The organism is Serratia sp. NA_13 (genome assembly GCF_052691735.1).
Map to the genome: position 1 here is coordinate 75531 of NZ_JBQZFV010000005.1, position 21971 is coordinate 97501.

Consider the following 21971-nt stretch of genomic DNA (forward strand, 5'->3'; position numbering starts at 1 on the left):
CCAATTGCCGTAACATATTGACGGAGATTGTTCGTTGAAAAAAATTGTCGTTCAAGACCAGAACGCGTAATTGCAGCACTTGCATGAATGGCTCTCCGGGATACTGTAAACTTAAATTTTCGATCCTCCTTACTCACAAGTGTCTATATAAGACACATCCTTTCCCCTAAATATGACGTATTACACACTGGTTAAAGCTAGAAGCATCTTCACTTCCTATTTAAATGCGCAACTGAGTGTTTTATCACTATCTAGCTGGATGCCTTATTATCGCTATCCTTCTGCGTATAAAACCCTAGAAATTTCCCACTGCAATGTAGGAAATTTCCGAGTGCTCTGTGCGGGCTCTTCCAATGTTTTTGTCGTCGGAAATTTCCTACATTGCAGTGGGAACGGGACTACACAATCCTTCCGCCCCCCAAGACAAACTATGCCCAATTCGATCTGCACCTTATAACCACTACGCAACGTTAGTGCTCATCGAAGTTGGCTTTTACTCTGCAAAGACTCACTTGTCTTGCAAGGTAAAAACGAGTACGCACCTTAAATAAGCAATGGAATTTTTATGATCAAGCACGCTTTCTCCCTGGTAGCACTGACCGCCGCACTGACCTCTGCAAACGTAATGGCTGCCGATAATGCTGCCGGTGGTGTTATTTCCTTCAGTGGCGCGATTACCGACACTACTTGCACTATCAATGGCGGTAAAAGTGCAGACTTCACTGTTGCTCTACCGCCTATTTCTGTTGTTGACGCCGGCACCACTGTTGGCCCGTTGACCAAAAACAAAAAATCGTTTTCGTTGAGCTTCTCGGGTTGCACCCCGGCCGCAGGAACCGCTGGTACTCCGTTGAAAATGTATTTCTCGTCCGCTGACAACATTTCCACCGATGGTAAGTTTTTGCTGAACAACACAGTCAACGAAAGTGATGCCGCTGTTTCCAAAAACGTCGGTTTCTCGTTGGCGAAGCCAGGCTCCACCGCACCAATCCAATTGAACGTGCCGCTCGACACTGGCATCAGCGGGGCGGGTGCAACACCTGAAACACTCGTACTGGATGCGTACTACTACAAAACCAATACCGCCTCCGCCAAAGTTGGTGCTCTTAGCTCCAACCTGACCTACACCATTTCCTACTTGTAATACAACCTGTGTACCAGGCTCATCCTATGGGCCTGGTTCTGGAAGACGTCATGATAAAGCAACTACTGTTAGCGGGCTTACTACTTAGCTCTGTGTCTGCACAAGCCAATATTGTCATCAATGGCACTCGTGTAATTTATCCTGAGGCAAACAAAGATGTGATAGTTCAACTAATTAATAACGGAAGTGACTCGTCCTTGGTGCAAGCATGGATAGATGATGGCGACATCAATTCCACGCCGGAAACAGCCAATGTACCGTTCCTCCTGTCACCGCCGGTTGTCAAAATTTCCGGAGACAGTGGTCAACAACTCAGAATTACAAAAACCCGCGCTCCACTCGTTGCGGATCGGGAGTCTGTTTTCTTTTTAAACGTGCTGGATATCCCTCCAACCCCAGAAAACTTACAGGGGGCAAACACACTGCAGCTGGCGATCAAGTCTCGCATAAAAATGTTATATCGCCCGGTCGGACTAAAGGAAAAGGCCAGTAGCAGCGTTGAAAAAATCGAACTGCAAGCGGTCGCGAAAGGTTTTAACGTGATCAATAAAAGTGCGTACTTCTTCACGCTTGCCAACGTTGACCAACACGACAAAAAACACCTGCTCGTTGACTCCGTCATGGTCGCTCCTTTTTCCTCTGAATTCGTCGAGAGCAAAGAGTCCACTAATAAAAATACAGCCTACACCATGATGTATATCGATGATTTGGGTGCTTATAAAACTAAAACTGTCACATCGCACTAAGGTGAAGATCCAGAATGAAACAGCACAAAATTCTTATTAAAGTCCTCACGGTGTCCTCGCTGTTTCTACTGGCAAAAGCCTATGCTGAAACCTTTGACACCTCGTTGATGGCCGGCAAGTCCCGGGAATCCGATCTTTCACGTTTTTATGCAAACTTCGAGATACCGATGGGCAAGCAAGATATTGACATTTATGTCAATAACACCTGGAAAGGTCGTTATTCATTAGTGTTTGGCGACATAAAAGACGATATCAAGATCAGCTATGAAGATAGCGCACTTCTTGGGATTAACATGAGTGGCTTGGCTGTGCCGCCAGGCACGGACAGTCTACAAATCAGCCAATTGGTTCAAGGAGGTTCTTTTCTTTTAGATATCAGTACCCTGAGCCTGAAGCTGACTGTGCCCCAGTCTTATGTGAATCGTTCGGAAGCCGGTTATGTCGACCCGAAATTCTGGGATCATGGTGTACCTGCATTTTTATTTGGCTACAACGCCATGCATTACAGCATACAATCGAAAAATGGCGGCTCATCCAATGACGAGTTGTATTCTGGCCTAGATTTTGGAATTAACTTTTCTGGCTGGCAGTTCCGAGAAAGTAGTTCGTTAAGAAAAAGCTCCTCGAAAAACTTTCAGTATCAAAACAACACACGCTATCTTCAGAAGAACATTGCTTCTATCACGTCCAACTTCAAGCTCGGTGATTTCTACTCAGCAGGTGATCTCTTTGACTCGATCAGAGTTCGCGGTGTGTCGTTGACGTCCGACATCAATATGCTGCCCAACTCCAAGCAAGGGTTTTCGCCCATTGTACGTGGCGTCGCACAAACCAATGCCTTGGTAAAAGTTATACAGAACGGCACCGTGGTTTATCAGGAGAGCGTACCGCCTGGCGCCTTTACCTTCGACAATATCCAGCCCACCGGGTCCGCTGGCGACCTGACGGTGGTGGTGCGCGAGGCCGATGGTCGCGAGCAGTCGTTCAACGTGCCGTTTTCTGCCGTGCCTAATATGCTCAAGGAAGGGATCAGTAAGTACAGCCTGGTGGCCGGTAAAGTAAATCAGACCAATACCGACTATAACCCTGGTTTTATGCAGGGTACGTTGCAGTATGGGTTCAACAATCTGTTAACCGGATACGCAGGCACAACCCTCAGTAATGACTACCGCGCCTATCTTGTCGGTAGCGGCTTAAACCTGCCGATAGGTGCAGTCTCTGTTGACGTGACCCAGTCGAATACTCAGTTAAAGAACCAAAGCAAAAGCGGGCAAAGTGTGCGCGTGTCCTACAGTAAATTCCTGGATACAACGGCCACCAACTTTACCTTGGCAGCGTATCGTTATTCTACCGAAGACTACTACAGCTTCAGCGATGCCATTTATTCCCAGCAGGGATACCGTGAACTCGAAAGACAAATCAACGACTATCGAAACACACTTGACGAAGATAATGCTCCGGTCCTCGACTTGAATACCTGGGACGCCTTACGCAGCGCACGCCCACGCAACACCTTCAATTTAAGTCTGAACCAACGCTTGAAAGACAACTGGGGCACCGTGTTTTTTTCCGGAACACAACGCGACTATTGGACAAATAACACAAAAAGTCGTGAGTATCAATTTGGCTACACAAACGCTGTGGGGCAGGTTACCTACAGCCTCTCTGCCAACCACGTCAGAAACTCCAACCGTGACGAAGAGACGCGCTTCTATCTCTCAATGACAATGCCCTTTGATATCGCCGGCAACAGGGCGTATCTCAACAGTGGCGCGTCACTGGTGGACTCGCGCTATCAGCAAAGTAACGTTAGCGTAAGTGGCAATGTACTGGAATCGAACCGCCTGAGTTACACCGTAGCTGCCAGCAATCAAAATGGAGGGAATAACACCGCCAGCGTCAATACCTCCTACCGCAGTAATGTCTCAACAGTAGGTGCCTCTTATGGTGAGTCGTCCGATTATCGGCAAACCGGCCTCGGTGCTCGAGGCAGTGTCGTGATGATTCCTGGGCATATATTGGCCTCCAATGAAGTCGGCAGCACCATGATGGTCGTCGAGGCCCCCAAGGCCAAAGGGCTGATGGTCAATGGTGATCAAAGCATCGTCACCAACGAAGATGGCTTGGCGCTAGTCCCGTACGCCACGCCTTATCGGCTTAACTCAGTGACGTTGTCCGATACGGGCAATAGTTCCGGCGCAGAGATTGTCGGAAACATCGCCAACGCAGTGCCCTTTGCCGGCACGGTCAACCATGTAAAATTTGAGACTGACCAACGCCAGTCTTACATCATACAGGCGCGCAAGACCGATGGAGCCCCTCTTCCATTTGGTGCTGAGGTATTGGATAAAACAGGCAGGTCTGTCGGCTTTGTTGGTCAGGCCAGTGCCCTGTATATAAAAACCGAAGAAAAACCAGAGCAACTTGAGGTTCGAATGAGTAACGGCAACTGCATCATTCGAAGCCCTGAAATAACCACAAGTACATCTGCGCATATTTGCAAATAACATGAGACCCTCAATTGCCATGTATAAACTTTTTATTATCACAATTGTTTTTGGTTTGTATGCCAACTCTGCCCTTGCAAAGTGCTCAGGCCCCAACACTGTCCTATTAGACCTTCCGAACATCTCAGTAGATCTATCTGACAAGCTAAATGAGCGAAACAAAACATGGACACAGCAAACCTTTTTAAACTTTCCTGCAAACCCAACGTTTACGTGCAACTCATACGGAAATAAGTTTAGATACTACTTTAAAAAAACAGGAGATATTGGCTTCGAAAATGGAAAACACTGGATAAAAATCGATATCAGCGTAAAAGAATATTCTGACTCTATTAAGAGTGGTGAGTACGCACCTAGCATATTGAACACTCCAGCAACCATTACATATACATTAGTCACCGCTGGAAAAAATACCGATAAAGTTCCCGGCAACACCGCTAATTATACAGAGGCCGTGATCGTATCAGACGCTACCGGTTTAAGTATGTGGGCTACAGCTTGGAAATATTTAGTCTGGGCGGGTAAATTTTTTCGAGGTTGGACATATGATCAAAGTGATATGTTTCGCCAGGCAATAACAATTACGTATGCGCCTAAAATGACCACCTGCAGTTTTAATAACGCTGGCTTGATGGTTAATTTGCCAAAGACCGGTATCGCTCAACTCAAACAAAACCCTCAGCCGGGCTATACACCCTTTACGCTGAATTTCAGTTGTGAAAACTTGCAAAGTAACGGCAGCACCGACCGTGCAATCGACATGTTTTTATCCAGCAATAACCTGCTTCCATCCGACAACAGCGTATTGATGGACAGCACGCCGGGCTCGGCGAAAGGTGTCGGTATTAAGGTAGCCAAACGCGAGACTCCCAACGCACCGGTTGTCTTTTCCACCTCCACCTTAAACCGGGGAAGTGCTACCTCCATTTTCAGTGCCGCTACAGATACTGTGGTTAATAGCAATTTCTCGGTTGGCATGGGCGCCTACTACTTCCCTTACAACCCCGCTCAACTTACCAGCGGCGAGATAAGGGCAACCGCCACGCTGAACATCGTTTATCAGTGAGCATCAGCCCTGCTCGATAAGCGACTCACGATCTACAACGCCAGCGACCCATTGATACAACTGGGTCGTTGGCCATTCCCTAAGCGTTCCCCGCCATGTGCAAACGCACCAGGCTCTCCTGAAGCCCTCGACCTAGCCGATGAACGCCTCCAGACGCTGCGCCAATGCCTCCATAGCCTCGTGCAGAGCATCCACCGAGTGGGTCAAACGCGCCACATCATGCCCGTTGCAATCGGCTTGTAACTGCTCACAGCACTGGATCAGTCGATGCGCCTTGATGATGCGTGCCCCCCCCTTGACCCGATGCCCCAAGTCGGACAGCCCGGTCAAGTCGTGATCACTGAAGAGTTTGAGCAGCCGTAACAAATCTTCTTCATTGCTACTGGCCAGATCCTGCAACAAGCTGTTAACCAGTGTTCGGTCACCATGGGCCAGTTGTTCTAGGCTGCTGATGTCAATGTCGTCAAGCAGTGGTACCGATGCATCAGCGTCCCCTGTTTCGTCGAATATCGACTCCACGCCGGACAAGCGCGCAGTCAGGTCCTTCATACTGATTGGCTTGAATAGGCAATCATCCATGCCCGCTTCCAGGCACCGATCTTTTTCCTCCGGTTGCGCATTGGCAGTGAACCCCAGGATCAAGCAAGGCGCCGCGCCCGAATCAGCCTCCTCGGCGCGGATCGCCCTAGCCAGTTCGTAGCCTGTCATCACCGGCATATTGCAGTCGGTAATCACCACATCGAAATGACCATTGCGCCAGGCAAGCAAGCCATGGGCTCCGTCCGACTCGTCAGCGACCGTATGCCCCAGATAACTTAACTGCTGTGACAACAGCAGACGGTTGGCCGGATAATCATCAACCACCAGCACGTTTAGCGACTGGCTGACTTCGGGCGATTCCGGTTCCGGCTGGGTGAGCGGCAATGGAGTAAGAACCACCAGCTCCAATAACACCTCGGCCTCCGTACCCTGCCCCAACACGCTACTCAAGTTCAACTCACCCTGCATCATCGAACACAGCTTGCGGCTAATCGCCAGCCCCAAGCCTGAACCTCCAGCACCCACATGAGTGGCCTGGCTGAACGGTACGAACAGCCTCTGCTGATCGTCCTGGGAAATGCCAATGCCGGTATCGCGCACCAGCACACGAACACCCATGCTTTCGCCTGCGGCCGCATGCGTGACCTCTACACAGACCTGTACTTGCCCAACGTCCGTGAACTTGATGGCGTTACCAAGCAGGTTGGAAAGCACCTGTTTGAACCGTAGCGGGTCGAGCAATACATCCTGGTTGGCGCCTTCATCGAATGACAACACAAGATTGAGTTGCTTCTGCCGGGACAACCCTTCGAATACTCGTACAACCGACACCACAATGTCTTTGAATGCCACCCGTTGTGGCGCCAACGTCAAGCGCTCGGACTCGATACGCACCACATCCAGAATGTCACCAATCAGCTCCAGAAGCCCACGCGCAGCGTCCGACGCCACTTCGATGGCAAAACGGTCAAGAATGCCTTGGTCTGCCTTTTTCATGGCCAACTCCAGCATCCCCACCACTGCGTTCATTGGTGTGCGGATTTCATGACTCATGGTGGCCAGAAAGGTGGTTTTCGCCCGATTAGCCTTCTCGGCATCCTGTTTGGCGTCCTTGAGTTCCACAAGTAAACGCTCGCGCTCACTGATATCGATCCAGCCAGCAATGATGCCCTTGACCTCACCCGCGTTATCACGGAACGGAAGGATCCAGTGATAGGCTGTAATGGTCTCGCCGCGGTACAACATCATCTGGCGGTCAGCCAGCAACTCTTTACCACCATCCATGACTTCCAAATACTGCTGTTCAAACAATGCCCCGTGGTCTGGTGCGCTACCTACGATCTCAGAAGGTCGCGTACCAATGACCTTCTCGCGAGTGCTGCCAATTGCCTCCAAATAACGGCGATTGCATAAGAGCATCCGAGTTTGGCGGTCCCGTACATAGATTGGGTGGGGTAGCCCATCGATCAGTACGCGCATGAACTCCATTTGTTCTTTCAATGCCTGTTCGGCCACGTCACGTTTCTGAATCAGCCGTCGCAAATAGACAATCCAGCCGAATGCCCCCAGTAACAAGATCACAGCGATAGCCGAACCGCGGATGATTTCCGATTGATTGGCGTACGTGCGTTTATTGTCCACCGCGACCTCACCCCGCCAGCGATTGGTGAGGTCGTCCAACTCGTGCGGGGTAATACTGTGCATTTCCTTGTCTAGGATCGAGTACAGCTCCAAGGAACCTCGATCAGTGGCAATTGCCATTTGCGCGGTTTGAGTACCCACAGCGCCACTCACGTGCAACCGGGATGGATACTGGGTAGCAATCACAAAACGGGCATTGACTAGGGCCGTGACAGCGGCATCTGCCTTACCCTGCGCGACCATCGACAAGGCGTCACTGGACTCTCTCGTCTCAACCACAATAATTTGCGGGTAATATCGTTCGATGTAATCCCGGATGTCGCTGTCGTACCTCATTGCCACGCGCTTACCGGTCAATTCCTCCAAGCGGGTGAATGACTCACTATTGTTAGGAATGCTCAACACATAAGGGTTGGTCAAATAGGCTCGGGTAAAACGCAAGTCGCTGTTATTGGAGTTTTTGTGGAACGCAGTAATGAAATCGGCCTTACCATCCTTTATCAAAGCAACAAGGTCCTCCAGCGTATCAGCCCGTACTATTTCGAAGGTAAGGCCAGTACGGCGACGAATTATCGCTAGCAAATCAGCGCTGATGCCGCGAAAATTACCCTGCTGATCGAAAAAGGCTAGCGGTGGATTGTTATCCAATATACCGACCCTTAGCTTCGGATGATTCGCGAGCCAGCGCCTTTCTTTGGGGCTGAGGTCAGCTTGGCCACGGTCGCTTATGATTATGCTATCTCCCCCCCAGCGCCGCACAATCGTCATGCTTTCTCTTGGTGGGATGGCGACCAACGTCCGATTGATGAGCTCAAGAAGCTGCCGATCTTCACCCCGTAATGCAAAACCAATGCTGCTCACTTCAAGACTTGCGAAGTCCACTAGCTGAGCGTCGGTCAGGAAATTTCGGCTGATCAGGTAGTTAGAGGTCATTGCCCCTCCAAGGTACACGTCAGCCTGGTTGAAAACCACAGCGTTGAGGGCATCCAGGTCGGTTGGGTAAAATTGCAGTTTTGCCAACGGATAATGCGAGATGACCTCCGAAGCGGAGTGGCTATTCCTAGCTATGGCCAATCGCAGCCCCCCCAGATCTTTAGGTAACGGCGCGGTGTTTCGACGGTTGACCAAAACCGGTTGGTCCTCGAAGTAAGATCTTGAAAGAATCAGTTCGGGGTCTGCCTCGTCAACATTTGTGGCGATCCCTAGCAGGTCGAATTCGCCTCTTTTAAGCGCCTTTATCGCCTGCGTGCGGTCTGGATAGCGTTCAACCTGGACTTCGATATTTAACAGGTCCGCAATCAGCTTCACGTAGTCAGCTGTCAACCCCTCGTAATCGTGGGTACTTGTACTCAACCCCAATGGCGCAGAGTCGGTGGTGGCAATCCCGACCCGCAGGATCTTTTTATCGCGCAAAAAACGGCTATCGGCGTCCGATAGTTTCAGGTTGAATCCGGTGAGTTGGGAACGTCCGGACAGCCTCAACGGCTCGATATGGTCTTGAAAATGCCCTGCTTGAACAAAGGTGTTGATACACAGAAGAAAAATCAGAAATCCGATTGGCCGCTTCATGTTTAAAGGAGGTTGTTGCGTTTGGCAAATTCGGCTAGATAGACAACTGACTTGACGTTGAGCTTTTCAATCAGCCGGGTTTTATATGTACTGATGGTTTTGTTGCTCAGTAGCATGGAGTCGCCAATTTCTTTGTTGCTGAAGCCCCGAGCCAACTGCTGCAAAATGGTCAGCTCACGGTCGGACAGTTTTTCAATCAATTCACGTTCGCTGGCCTGATTATCAATGGCGCGTACCGAGCTGTTGGCGAGCAATGGGAAATAGCTGTAGCCAGCTTTGATCGCCTTGATCGCTCGAGTCAACTCTTCAAGGCTCCCAGCTTTGGAGACATAGCCGGAGGCTCCGGCTTTCATGCAGCGCATGGCATAAAAAGAAGCCTCTAGGGACGTCAGCACCAGGATCTTACAGGGCAATCCAAGCGCCGAGATGCGACTGATTACCTCCAGGCCATCGAGCAACGGCATGGCGATATCAAGCAGGATCAGATCGGGGACATGCTCGCGCGCCAGGCGCACAGCCTCCACACCATTAGCCGCCTCCGCCACAATTTCAAACTGTTCGGCACCCAGCAACACCTTTACAGAGGCGCGAATAAACGGATGATCATCAACAACTAACGCTTTGAACATATAAACCTCTTCGGGAGACAACAACACACCATCACCAGAGCACTCCGACCTTAAGCTTTATATAAAGTAGCTCAAAACGAGCCTGGAAAAATTAGGGCATCTATTCTTATACGACCGATACACGACATTGCAACCACACGGCAAAGTCGACAGCAGTCATGGGGAGCGCCAGATGAAAGCCCTGGCCAAATGAGCAGCCCAGATCAATGAGGGTGTTGAGCGTATGCCCATTTTCAATACCCTCGACAACCAGATCCATCCTCAGCTCCCTGGCAAGCGCCACGCTACTTGAAATGACCGCTCTGTTCCCCAAGTCGTCAACATCACGGACAAATGCACCGTCGAGTTTGAGTTGGTCAAAGGGTAGATGCGCCAGCTGCCTCAATGAGAAAAAACCAACGCCGAAGTCATCGATCGACAAACTACAGCCGGCTTGATGCAGATGCAACAAACTGTCCAAAGCAGAGGCTGGCAAATCCTGCAGGCCGTTCTCGGTGACCTCGAACGTCAGTGCATCACCAGGCATTTCATATTGATGCAGGCGCTGGATAACGTGTTCGGCAAAGTCACTGCTTACCAATTGCGAGACCGTCAGATTGAATGCGAGCCCTAGGTCAAGCCCTTGCCCGCGTAGACGGCTCATGAATTCAAGCCCCTGATCCAAGAGCTGCTTGAACATTTCGTCGATCAAGTCATAGGCCACCACCGCCGCCAATAAATCCCGGGGCAATAAAAGCCCGCGGTGTGGATGATTCCAACGTACCAACACCTCGGCACCAAACAGTCGGCCATCGTGCAAGTTGAACTTGGGCTGGTACCAGGCCTGGAACTCCCCAGCCATCAACCCTTTTAGAACCTGTGGGTGAGGGATCAACCCAAGCGCGGCCAGAGGCTGCCCCACTGCAGAACAATCCAGCGATTTGAAATCACACAGGATCTTTTGCAACGCTTTCAGTTGAAAGGGTTTATCCAATACGCCTAGTAAACGGGTAGAAGACAACGTGCTCATCTTCTCGACCGAACGCCGCAAGGCCAATGGCAGTTCGCCATACACCACCAGTGTCCGGACGTTACCCTGCTCTCTGACGACGCTCAGAAAATCAAGGTTATTGATCGAGCCGTCACCCAAGTCAAAAAAGATTATGTCGATCACTTCCTGACAGAAGATATGATCCACGGCCTGCATTGCATTTTCTGCCGAAAGAACACACGCCACCTGCAGATTCAACAACCCTTTGACCAATACACTGCGTTGCAATGCATGACTTTCTATGACGAGAACACACACCCCTCAACCATCTCTTCAACCTGCCCATTTTTAATGGGTAGAATTTAGCCGACTAACTGTCCTGCGCCCTTAGAGAAACGTCCTTCCGGCATGTAGGAAATTTCCCAAAGGCAACCTTCGTTACCGCGCCAGAAACTCAACAATCAGTAAGGTGGCCTGCGGTTGGACCACCTCACGCACACGAGCACCGTTGCCATCACGACATCACAGTTATTGAATTGAGCAAGCAGCTTATTTTTGCCTTGGTCGACATAAAAACGATGTTGTTCGATAACTGACTCTCGCCAGGGGCCCCAGATTTCAAAAAAGGTGATTGGGCGTGTTTGCTCGTTATATTCCAGGTCTTCCTGCGTATTAGACATATGCTAACTCCGAGATCGTGATACACAGGCTAGCTCTTATCAGGCATTACGCCTCTGAGTCCCAATTAAAAGTCACCATGGCATAGATGTGCAATACCCGCTCTGCCGCAGTAGGACGGAGAGATTTGCCTATCGAAAAGGATCAGGAAGCTGGCTAATTTGCGAGCGGGGCCGTTTCTGACTCCTAGCGGACAGTTATGTTAGGTCGACTTTGGTAGCGGCGGAAAGGGTGATGAACACTGCTGAGATAACACTGATTTTTTGCGTAACGTACCGTCCGTTACGCGAAAACTTAGCATTACACAAAGTCGAAATCATGGTTTATTTCTGAATTGACCAGCCATCTGCGGGAAAAAACGTAAAGCGTGATCTTTACAGCGATTTGTCAGATAAGCGTAAGTGGCACCGTTCGACCGAGGATGCCGTGTCGTTCTTTACGTTTTACAGTATTCTGCGCTTACCAATTTCGCTGTGCCCCTCGTGGTGTAAGGGCTATAGAGAAATTTTATTTTTTTAAGCGGTTCTTATGTGAACTACCGTTCTGATATCGGGTTGTCTAAAGCCGATGAAAAAGCCCCGAAAGGGGCTTCAGACAGATGACAAACCTCACTCCTGCCCAGAGCGAGTAGAGGCCGATAAATAAAAATCCGGAAAATCAATTTATTGATTTTCGGCTGCTCACCACAAAGCAGGAAAAACCACGCTTTTTCCTGCTTTGTCAGCAACCTAAAGCCCCGAAAAGGGGCTTTTTTTTGTGCACAGCAAATCGACACGTATTAATAACGTGTCGATAGCTTAAACATGATCGTTGAAATTAAGCCGAGAAGCCGCCGTCGATACTCAGGCTGGCTCCGGTGATATAACCCGCCTCAGGGCCAACCAGATAGGTGACGAAGCTGGCGATCTCTTCGTCCTTGCCGTAACGACTGATCGCCATCATCGCTTTCAACTGCTCGGCGAAATCGCTGTCGGCCGGGTTCATATCGGTATCTACCGGGCCGGGCTGCACGTTGTTGACGGTAATGCCGCGTGGGCCGAGATCGCGTGCCATACCTTTGGTCAGGCCGACCAGCGCAGTTTTACTCATCGCATATACCGCGCCGCCGGCAAATGGCACGCGTTCGGCGTTGGTGCTGCCAATATTGATGATGCGACCGCCGTCATTCATATGGCGGGCGGCTTCTTGGCTGGCGACAAACACGCTGCGGACGTTTACCGCCAGCGTGCGGTCCAGATCTTCCAGCGGCAGTTCTTCGGTGCTGCCCATCGCCAGCACACCGGCGTTGTTCACCAAAATATCCAGATTGCCCAGGCTATTGACTGCCTGGCGCACCGCCTGCTGCAGCGCTGTTGCATCGGCACTGTCGGCCTTGATAGCCAGCGCCTTGCCGCCGGCAGCGGTGATTTCACTGACGAGTGCATCAGCTTTACCGGCGGAAGAGACGTAAGTGAAAGCTACGGCGGCGCCTTCACGCGCCAGGCGTTTGGCGATGGCGGCACCGATGCCGCGTGAACCGCCCTGAATGAATGCGACTTTGCCTTGTAGAGAGAGAGTTGCGGACATGATGTTTCTCCAGAGTGGGATTGGGTTAATAACGCTATTGGTTCAGTATCGGAGAAACGCAGATCGGTAGCTATCCATAAAGAGCTGTAATCAGCTTAAACCAGGGGTTTGAAATCGTCGGAGAAAAATCATGCTCGGCCACCTGGAATGTTTTGTCAGCAGCGCAGAGAGCGGCAGTTTTTCCGCCGCCGGCCGCAAGTTGGGGATCAGTTCAGCGGCGGTGGGAAAGAATGTCACCAAACTGGAGTCGTTGGTGGGCGTGCGGTTATTCCAGCGCAATACGCGTAAATTGACGTTGACCGAAGAGGGCGAACGTTTTTTACAGGAGGTCAGCGGCGGTTTGCTGTCGATCCAGTGCGCATTGAAAAGTTTGAGTAGCAGTGGTGGGGTCGCGGGGGGGACTTTAAAGGTCAGCATGGGTACCGCTTTTGGCCTGCATTTTGTGCTGCCGATGTTGCCGGACTTTCTGGCTCGTTATCCGTCGATTATTCCAGACTGGCATTTTGATAATCGTCAGGTGGATTTAATTGGCGAGCATTTCGATGCGGCAATGGGTGGGGGTATCGAACTGACGCAGGGGATGATCGCCCGCGAACTGGCACCGGCACACGGCGTGCTGGTGGCTTCGCCGCAGTATTTGCAACAATACCCGTCGCTCCAGCAGCCGGAACAGTTGGTGAGTCATGCGGGCATTTTTATTCGCTCACCGCAAACCGGGCGAGTCCGCAACCTGCCGCTGCGCAATGCGGATAACGAGCAGCGAGCGCCGAGCATGGCGATAAAAATGAGGGTAAACGAGCCGGAAGCGGCGGCACGGGCGGCGGAAATGGGGTTAGGTATTGCGTTGATCAGCATGCCGAACGCGTTACCTTATCTGGAGAGCGGTCGCCTGGTGCGAGTATTACCAGGCTGGTATGTCGATCGCGGTAGCGTGCACCTGTATTTCGCCACCACCAAATTTCTACCCACTAAAACCCGGGTATTTGTCGATTTCATTACCGAACAATTTCGCCTGCAGAAGCTGGCCGCTCGCTTTGTTGTGAGCAGCCGAAAATCAATAAATTGATTTTCCGGATTTTTGTTTATCGGCCTCTACTCGCTCTGGGCAGGAATGAGGTTTGTCATCAGTCTGAGCCCCTTGCGGGGCTTCATTCTTTCGTCAGCTTACTGTCTGACGATCAGTTGAAGATTTCTGCGGTGCCGTACAGTTTGTTCTGACCACCGACGGAGATGATGCGGTAAGAGCTGGCGCCTGATGCGGCGGCTTTGTTGGCCAGTTCAGTTTCCAGTGCGCTCAGGTTAGAGGCACCGCTAACGGACACCACACCGATTTTCTGGGTGTCGGCGGCAGGTTGGCTGGTTGGCTGATCGGCAGCAACGCTGGCGAAAGAGGCGGTAGTCAGCAGCAGAGCATTAGCAAAAATTTTGATGTTTTCCATGATTCAATCCTCAGGGCGTTTTTTAGGTGAGAGCTTGTTGTCTCTCGATGTTGTAGATAATAGGCTGGCTCGGCTGAATAGGAAATTGGAGGGTTTTGATAATCTCTATCAAATAAATTGATTTATTTTTGAGCGGTGCGGTTTGTGCTGGCGTGCTGGAAAAATCGCCACTACCCTTTGAGTAAGCAGGAACCTTAGAGGAGTAAATGATATGTCAGTCAACGCGTTTATCGGCAGCTGGTCATTGGTGTCTTCTGTCTTCAAAGGGGAGGACGGCAGGGTCAATCACCCGCTGGGCGAGCAGGTGCTGGGTCGCCTTAACTACGAGCCCAATGGCACCATGGCGGCGCAGCTCTATAGTGCTACCCGGCCACGCTTTGCCGCCGACGATCTGGCGCAGGGCACCGACCAGGAAACCCACGCCGCCTTTATCAAGATGATTTGTTATTTTGGGCGCTATCAGGTGGATGAGAGCGACCAGCGGATAGTGCATCAGGTTGAAGGCAGTTCGTTCCCCAATTGGATCGGTAGCCGGCAGGTGCGCTTTTATCATTTTTCCGGCGATCGTCTCCAACTGCGTACGGTACCGCTGCAGCTTGGCAACGGTGTGCAAATCGGCGAATTGGTATGGCAACGGATAGGAGCGCCCTCATGATCATTGTTCACCATCTGAATAACTCGCGTTCGCAGCGCATCCTGTGGTTTTTGGAAGAGTTGACAGTGCCCTACCAGGTGCAGCGCTACCAGCGCGATCCGCAAACTATGCTGGCACCGCCGGAATTAAAGAAAATTCATCCGTTGGGCAAGTCGCCGGTGATTGTCGATGGCGATCTGACGTTGGCGGAGTCCGGTGCCATTATTGAGTACCTGCAGGAAGCGTACGACGCGCAGGGGCAGTTTATTCCCACCGACTACCACGCCCGTCAGCAGTACCGGTATTGGCTGCATTATGCCGAGGGATCACTAATGCCATTACTGGTGATGAAGCTGGTGTTTAGCCGATTGGGCCAACCGCCGATCCCCTGGTTGCTGCGGCCGGTGGCGGGGGCGATTGGCAAAGGCGTGCAGCGTGAATATCTGGACAAACAGATCGCGCCACACTGTGATTATCTGGAACAGCACCTGAGCAAAAGTACCTGGTTTGTCGGCAATGAATTCAGCGCGGCGGATATCCAGATGAGTTTCCCGCTGGAGGCGATGGCGGCACGCGGTGCACTGGACGGTTGCCCCAAGCTGCGCGGTTATCTACAGCGCATTCATACGCGTCCGGCCTACCAGCGGGCGCTGGAGCAGGGTGGGCCTTATGACCTGCTGAACTGAGGCGATGGGCTATACTCGATGAGGTCACTCTTCATCGGAGGTAGCCCATGGCTACGCAAATCTTTGTTAACCTGCCGGTGGGCAATCTGCCCGCATCCATGACATTTTTCACCGAACTGGGTTTCAGCTTTAATCCCCGGTTTACCGACGATACCGCCGCTTGCATGGTGGTTAGCGACAGTATTTATGTGATGTTGCTGACCCACGACAAATTCAAAATGTTCACCCCGAATCCGATTGTAGATGCCAAAAAATCGACCGAGGTTTTGCTGTGTCTGTCGCAGCCCGATCGGGCTGCGGTGGATGCACTGGTGCGCAAGGCGATCGCTGCCGGCGGTAATACCTATAATCAGCCGCAAGATTACGGTTTTATGTACGGTCACGGCTTCCAGGATTTGGACGGTCATATCTGGGAACTGATGTACATGGATGAAAAGGCCGCACAGTCCCAGTGACCCTTTTTTGCCCTCCGATCGGGGGGCTTTCCCATCAGATTTCCCTATGTGACAAATTTCATATTTTCGATAATGATGGGCCCACTACTTTTCTGCATGAATTACCGCGATCTTTGGTTGATCGGAGGGTATGGAAGGCTGGATAATCGTTTGCCTTGAATAAACCACCATAAAGCACCCGCCTCACGCCATGAGAGTTAATCGTTTGCCTTAATAAGCGCCGCCAGTTGGCGACGTGACTGAAAGGCCGAAAAGCAAACGATACCCTACCAAACAGGTGTGGGCGGAATAACAAGCCTTGCAACGGGCTGGCAATGAAACACAGGGGACAGCAACATGTCGAATTCTCAAGCGAACAACGCCGTTAAACCAAAAGGCGGGCTTGATGGTTATTTTAATATTTCTGCGCGTGGCAGCAGCGTGCGGCAGGAAGTGGTGGCAGGGTTAACCACCTTCCTGGCGATGGTTTACTCGGTGATTGTGGTGCCGAGTATGCTGGGCAAGGCGGGTTTCCCGCCAACGGCGGTGTTTGTTGCCACCTGTCTGGTTGCCGGTCTGGGTTCGTTGCTGATGGGGCTGTGGGCTAATTTGCCGATGGCTATCGGCTGCGCGATCTCATTGACCGCCTTTACCGCCTTTAGCCTGGTGCTGGGTCAGCAGATCAGCATTCCGGTGGCGCTGGGGGCGGTATTCCTGATGGGCGTGCTCTTTACCATTATCTCGGTCACAGGTATCCGCGCCTGGATCCTGCGCAATCTGCCGATGGGCGTGGCACACGGCACCGGTATCGGTATTGGTCTGTTCCTGTTGCTGATTGCCGCTAATGGCGTGGGCCTGGTGGTGAAGAACCCGCTGGACGGCCTGCCGGTAGCATTGGGCGCCTTCACCTCATTCCCGGTAGTGATGACACTGCTCGGGCTGGCGGTGATTTTCGGTTTGGAAAAGCTGCGCGTTCCTGGCGGTATCCTGCTGGTGATTATCGCCATTTCGGTGATTGGTCTGGTGTTTGACCCGGCAGTGAAGTATCAGGGACTGTTCGCCATGCCAAGCCTGGCGGACGCTAACGGCAATTCGCTGATTTTCAGTCTGGATATTATGGGGGCCTTGCAGCCGGTAGTCTTGCCGAGCGTCTTGGCGTTGGTGATGACGGCGGTGTTTGACGCTACCGGCACCATTCGCGCGGTGGCCGGCCAGGCCAACCTGCTGGATAAGGACGGGCAGATCATCAACGGCGGCAAGGCGCTGACCTCGGATTCCTTGAGCAGCATTTTCTCCGGCCTGGTGGGCGCGGCCCCGGCGGCGGTCTATATCGAATCCGCAGCGGGCACCGCGGCGGGCGGTAAAACCGGCCTGACCGCAACCGTGGTCGGCCTGCTGTTCCTGCTGATCCTGTTCTTGTCGCCGCTGTCTTATCTGGTGCCGATTTACGCTACTGCACCGGCGCTGATGTACGTCGGCCTGCTGATGTTGAGCAACGTCACCAAGCTGGACTTCAACGACTTTGTCGACGCCATGTCCGGCCTGCTGTGCGCGGTGTTTATCGTGCTGACCTGCAATATCGTCACCGGTATCATGCTGGGCTTCAGCTCGCTGGTGATTGGCCGCATTTGCTCCGGTGAATGGCGCAAACTGAATATCGGCACCGTGCTGATCGCGGTGGCGCTGGTGGCGTTCTATGCCGGCGGTTGGGCGATTTAATCCGCTGTGTTTCCCCCACCCGTTGGGTGGGGGAAAGCCTGACCTTCTTCCCCTTCAGAAAAGTCTTCTTCTTTCTGTGCTGCGTTTTGAAAGGTACAACAAGCTTTAATCGCTGTAAAAAAAGTGATCTACTATCGGGGTATATATCAGAGATGTAGTCTGAACCCGAGAGTCTAAGGAAAGCATGGAAATATTTTTTACAATCCTCATTTTGATCCTGGTGGTTTCCCTGTCCGGGGTGGTGACACGTATGTTGCCGTTCCAGATACCTCTGCCGTTAATGCAAATTGCCATCGGGGCTCTACTGGCCTGGCCGCATTTCGGGCTGCATGTCGACTTTGACCCCGAACTGTTCCTGGTGCTGTTTATCCCGCCGCTGCTGTTTGCCGACGGTTGGAAAACCCCAACGCGCGAATTTCTGCATCACGGCCGTGAAATCCTGGGGCTGGCGCTGGTGCTGGTGTTGCTTACCGTGGTCGGTGTCGGTTACCTGATTTACGCCATGGTACCGGGTATCCCGCTGGTGGCGGCGTTTGCGCTGGCGGCAGTGCTGTCGCCAACGGACGCCGTGGCGCTGGGCGGCATCGTCGGTAAAGGGCGTATTCCGAAACCGATCATGGGTGTGCTGGAAGGCGAGGCGCTGATGAACGACGCGTCCGGCCTGGTTTCGCTCAAGTTCGCCATCGCGGTGGCGATGGGCACCATGGTGTTTACCGTGGGCGGCGCTACCTTGGAGTTCCTGAAGGTCGCTATCGGCGGCCTGCTGGCCGGTGTGGCTGTCACCTGGTGCTACAGCAAATCGCTGCGGATGATGAGCCGCTGGAGCGGCGATGATCCGGCCACGCAGATCGTGTTCCTGCTGCTGTTGCCGTTCGCTTCCTATTTGATTGCCGAACATATCGGCGTCTCCGGCATTCTGGCCGCGGTTGCCGCGGGGATGACCATCAGCCAGTCCGGTGTGATCCGCAATGCGCCACTGGCGATGCGCCTGCGCGCCAACAGCGTCTGGGCGATGCTGGAGTTCGTGTTTAACGGCATGGTGTTCATCATGTTGGGCCTGCAACTACCGGGGATCCTGGAAACCTCAATCCTGCAGGCGGAGCTGGATCCGACCATTCAGACCTGGTACCTGTTCGCCGACGTGGCGATTATCTACGCAGCGTTGTTGTTGCTGCGCTTTACCTGGCTGTGGCTGATGAAAAACGCCAGCCGACGCTTTATGAAAAAACGGCCATTGCAGTTTGGCGATTACAGTACGCGTGAGCTGTGGATAGCGTCGTTCGCTGGGGTGCGCGGGGCAATCACACTGGCCGGCGTGCTGTCGATCCCGCTGCTGTTAAGTGACGGCACCGCCTTCCCGGCGCGCTATCAGTTGGTGTTCATCGCCGCCGGCGTGATCCTGCTTTCACTGATCGTCGGCGTGATGGCATTGCCGTTGCTGCTGCGCGGCGTAGTGGTGGCGGACAAGAGCGCCAGCAAGAGCGAGGAGCGGATGGCGATTGCCATGGCGGCGGAAGTGGCGATCGAAAGCATCAACAAGATGGAAGAACGCCTGGCCGTCGACGTGGAAGAAAACATCGACCCGCAGGTGCTGAAAGAGATCAGTTCACGGGTCGTGGGCACGTTGCGGCGGCGCATCACCACCAAAGACGATATCGAAAATGCGCTGATGCTGGAGAACCTCGAGCGACGCTTCCGCCTGACCGCGCTGCGCGCCGAGCGCGGGGAGCTGTATCACCTGCGCGCAACGCAGAAAATCAGCAACGAGACGCTGCAAAAGCTGTTGCACGATCTCGACCTGCTGGAAGCGCTGCTGATAGAGCGCGAAGGGTAATGCCAACGGGGCCGCAGAAGCGGCCCCAGTTATTTGACCGGCGGCCAGTAGTCGCGGCAGCAGGCGATCCAGGCCTGGGCGCCGTGCGACAGGTAGCTGCCCTGGCGCCAGATTAGCCCCACACGCCATTCCATCCGCGGCTCCAGCGGCAGCCAGATCAGGTTTTCTTTATCCAGCCACTGGCAAACCGGCTCCGGCAGGGTAGCGATGCCGACCCCGGCCTGCACCATCGATGCCAGAAAATCCCATTGCCCGCTGCGTACCGCAATCTGCGGTTCAAAACCGGCCAGGCAGAACGCCTTCATCAGCATTTTGTACAGCGAGAAATCCTCGTTATAAATCAGGATCGGCCAGTTGGCCAATTCGGCGATATCGATGCTGGTGCGGTTAAGCCAGTGCGGCGTACGTGGCGCAACCACGCACATCGGATGGCTCAGCAGCGGCAAGAAAGTCAGCGGTTGATCCAGGTCGACGGGCAATATCGTCATCGCCAGATCCAGTTCGCCGGACATCACCGCCTGCTCGACCGACAACCCGCCCAGCTCGGAAATTTTCAGTTCGATACCAGGGTAGGTGTGGCGGAACTGTTGGATCAAATCGGCAATCTGCCGGCCGACCATCGGCGGGATACCCAGCCGCAACACGCCTTTTTTCACCGAACTGATGTCTTCCAGTTCGGCCTCCAGTTGGCGGAACTCATCCAGGATCGCCAACCCACGCTGGTACACTGCCTGGCCGCTGTCGGTCAGGTGCAGCTTGCGTCCTTCGCGGATCAGCAGCGTACACTCCAACTCTTCTTCCAGATGCTGCAGCATCTTGCTGATGGTCGGCTGGGTGACGAACAGTTTCTCCGCCGCGCGGGTGAAGCTTTGCTGGCGCACGACTTCCACGAAGTAACGTAGGGTGCGGACATCCACGTTGGGCTCTCCTCAGGGCAATACCGGCGGGAAACTATTCCCTGATGGCATGATATTGATGATTTTAATTCATTTCAGGCAAGGTTTCCTGGCCGCGTATACTGCAAACCTTGAATTTTTTTGAGGTTATCTTCCATGTCATTGGCGTTACGCCGCGCAGCCCCCTCTCTGTTGACCCGCCTGCAGGTGCCAGTTCAGGTTGTTTTGTACGCGATGCTGTTTCTGATTGCCGACCGGTTGGTAAAGCAATTTCATCTGCCGCTGCCCGCCAACATTGTCGGCATGCTGATGCTGCTGGCGCTGATCCTGCTGAGGATTTTACCGTTGAGCTGGGTCAGGGCCGGTTCACGCTGGCTGCTGGCAGAGATGTTGCTGTTTTTCGTCCCGGCGGTAGTGGCGGTGGTCAACTATGCCCAGTTGCTGATGGTAGAGGGCTGGAAGATTTTCCTGGTGATTGCGATTAGCACCACGCTGACGTTGGGCGCGACGGGGCTGGTGGTCGACCGGGTCTATCGACTTGAAGTCTGGTTACAACAGCGAAAACAGCGCGATGAATGATTTTATCCTGAGCATCGTCTGCTTTGTGGCGACGCTGGCGCTGTATTTTGCCAATAAAAAACTCTACCGCCGCCGCCGCACCTTGCTGTTGATGCCATTGGTACTGACGCCAATGATCCTGGTGCTGTTGCTGGTGGTGACGCATATCTCGTATCAGGATTACATCGGTGAAACGCACTGGCTGCTGTGGTTGCTGGGGCCGGCGACTATCGCGTTTGCAGTGCCGGTCTATGAAAACCTGCATATTATCCGCCGCCACTGGCTGTCGCTCACTGCCGGGGTGTTGACGGCGGTGCTGGTGGCGGTCTACAGCTCGGTGTGGCTGGCGCGGCTGCTAACGCTCCCTGAAGAGGTACAGCGCAGCCTGGCGGTGCGTTCCATCACCACGCCGTTTGCGCTGGAGGCCGCCAAACAGATGGGCGGTCAGCCGGATTTAGTGGCGTTGTTCGTGGTGATTACCGGGGTCTTCGGCATGGCGGTGGGGGATATTCTGTTCCTGCGGCTGGCGGTGCGCAGCAGCCTGGCCAAGGGCGCCGGGCTGGGGGCGTCGTCGCACGGTGCCGGCACGGCGAAAGCCTATGAGATGGGGCAGGAAGAAGGTGTGGTTTCCAGCCTGGTGATGATGCTGGCGGGGATTATCACGGTGATTGCCGCGCCGCTGATAGGGCAACTGATGTAGTAAGCCTGCGGCAAC

At 53.0% G+C, this 21971-nt stretch carries 18 protein-coding genes; 12 read left to right on the plus strand and 6 right to left on the minus strand.

The genetic code is table 11. From position 1 onward, the window contains the following. Positions 1-565: 565 nt before the first annotated feature. The 4 genes from ACUTSU_RS10160 to ACUTSU_RS10175 are packed head-to-tail and all read left to right on the plus strand — an operon-like array spanning position 566 to position 5463. Entirely contained in the window at positions 566-1144 is a 579-nt protein-coding gene (locus ACUTSU_RS10160; protein ID WP_445652135.1) for a fimbrial protein, read from the plus strand. A gap of 50 nt (positions 1145-1194) precedes the next feature. Beyond that, the gene (locus ACUTSU_RS10165; RefSeq protein WP_445652153.1) at positions 1195-1890 is read left to right on the plus strand and encodes a fimbrial biogenesis chaperone; all 696 of its coding nucleotides are present in this window, start codon (positions 1195-1197) and stop codon (positions 1888-1890) included. Between the two features lie 14 nt (positions 1891-1904). After that, the gene (locus ACUTSU_RS10170) at positions 1905-4397 is read left to right on the plus strand and encodes a fimbria/pilus outer membrane usher protein (RefSeq protein ID WP_445652134.1); all 2493 of its coding nucleotides are present in this window, start codon (positions 1905-1907) and stop codon (positions 4395-4397) included. Between the two features lie 19 nt (positions 4398-4416). Continuing rightward, positions 4417-5463, plus strand: coding sequence for a fimbrial protein (locus ACUTSU_RS10175; RefSeq protein ID WP_445652133.1), 1047 nt, complete (start codon positions 4417-4419; stop codon positions 5461-5463). A 132-nt stretch (positions 5464-5595) separates the two neighbouring features. Here the strand turns inward: ACUTSU_RS10175 and ACUTSU_RS10180 are convergent, their stop codons facing one another. From ACUTSU_RS10180 to ACUTSU_RS10195, 4 genes are all read right to left on the minus strand, one after another. Continuing rightward, positions 5596-9213: a transporter substrate-binding domain-containing protein gene (locus ACUTSU_RS10180; RefSeq protein WP_445654107.1), complete on the minus strand. Its 3618-nt coding sequence runs from the start codon at positions 9211-9213 to the stop codon at positions 5596-5598. A gap of 2 nt (positions 9214-9215) precedes the next feature. Beyond that, positions 9216-9842, minus strand: coding sequence for a response regulator (locus ACUTSU_RS10185; protein ID WP_445652131.1), 627 nt, complete (start codon positions 9840-9842; stop codon positions 9216-9218). A 106-nt stretch (positions 9843-9948) separates the two neighbouring features. Then, entirely contained in the window at positions 9949-11100 is a 1152-nt protein-coding gene (locus ACUTSU_RS10190; protein ID WP_445654108.1) for an EAL domain-containing response regulator, read from the minus strand. Between the two features lie 1206 nt (positions 11101-12306). After that, complete coding sequence (locus ACUTSU_RS10195) at positions 12307-13056, minus strand: 3-oxoacyl-ACP reductase family protein (protein WP_445652129.1); 750 nt, start codon at positions 13054-13056, stop codon at positions 12307-12309. A 130-nt stretch (positions 13057-13186) separates the two neighbouring features. Between ACUTSU_RS10195 and ACUTSU_RS10200 the strand changes: the two genes are divergently transcribed. Beyond that, the gene (locus ACUTSU_RS10200; RefSeq protein WP_445652128.1) at positions 13187-14122 is read left to right on the plus strand and encodes a LysR family transcriptional regulator; all 936 of its coding nucleotides are present in this window, start codon (positions 13187-13189) and stop codon (positions 14120-14122) included. Positions 14123-14234: 112 nt separating this feature from the next. On the opposite strand, the gene bhsA is transcribed toward ACUTSU_RS10200, so the two are convergent. Further along, positions 14235-14495, minus strand: a complete 261-nt coding sequence (gene bhsA / locus ACUTSU_RS10205; RefSeq protein WP_445654109.1) for a multiple stress resistance protein BhsA — start codon at positions 14493-14495, stop codon at positions 14235-14237. 211 nt (positions 14496-14706) lie between these two features. On the opposite strand from bhsA, the gene ACUTSU_RS10210 reads away from it, so the two are divergent. The 5 genes from ACUTSU_RS10210 (at position 14707) to ACUTSU_RS10230 (ending at position 19802) form a co-directional block, all read left to right on the plus strand. Next, positions 14707-15150 (plus strand): lipocalin-like domain-containing protein, encoded by a 444-nt coding sequence (locus tag ACUTSU_RS10210; RefSeq protein ID WP_445652126.1) that lies wholly within the window; start codon positions 14707-14709, stop codon positions 15148-15150. Next, entirely contained in the window at positions 15147-15815 is a 669-nt protein-coding gene (locus ACUTSU_RS10215; protein ID WP_445652125.1) for a glutathione S-transferase family protein, read from the plus strand. The genes ACUTSU_RS10210 and ACUTSU_RS10215 overlap by 4 nt, the downstream gene beginning before the upstream one ends. Positions 15816-15862: 47 nt before the next feature. Further along, positions 15863-16270, plus strand: a complete 408-nt coding sequence (locus ACUTSU_RS10220; RefSeq protein WP_445654110.1) for a VOC family protein — start codon at positions 15863-15865, stop codon at positions 16268-16270. 336 nt (positions 16271-16606) lie between these two features. Then, on the plus strand, positions 16607-17968 hold the full coding sequence (locus ACUTSU_RS10225) for an NCS2 family permease (RefSeq protein ID WP_445652123.1): 1362 nt from the start codon (positions 16607-16609) through the stop codon (positions 17966-17968). Between the two features lie 184 nt (positions 17969-18152). Beyond that, positions 18153-19802: a Na+/H+ antiporter gene (locus ACUTSU_RS10230; protein ID WP_062868858.1), complete on the plus strand. Its 1650-nt coding sequence runs from the start codon at positions 18153-18155 to the stop codon at positions 19800-19802. A 29-nt stretch (positions 19803-19831) separates the two neighbouring features. Here the strand turns inward: ACUTSU_RS10230 and ACUTSU_RS10235 are convergent, their stop codons facing one another. After that, positions 19832-20719 (minus strand): LysR substrate-binding domain-containing protein, encoded by an 888-nt coding sequence (locus tag ACUTSU_RS10235; protein ID WP_445654111.1) that lies wholly within the window; start codon positions 20717-20719, stop codon positions 19832-19834. 135 nt (positions 20720-20854) lie between these two features. Between ACUTSU_RS10235 and ACUTSU_RS10240 the strand changes: the two genes are divergently transcribed. Continuing rightward, positions 20855-21277, plus strand: a complete 423-nt coding sequence (locus ACUTSU_RS10240) for a CidA/LrgA family protein (protein WP_445652121.1) — start codon at positions 20855-20857, stop codon at positions 21275-21277. Further along, a complete protein-coding gene (locus ACUTSU_RS10245; protein ID WP_445652120.1) occupies positions 21270-21956 on the plus strand; it encodes an LrgB family protein in 687 nt (228 codons plus the stop codon). The genes ACUTSU_RS10240 and ACUTSU_RS10245 overlap by 8 nt, the downstream gene beginning before the upstream one ends. Positions 21957-21971: the final 15 nt, after the last annotated feature.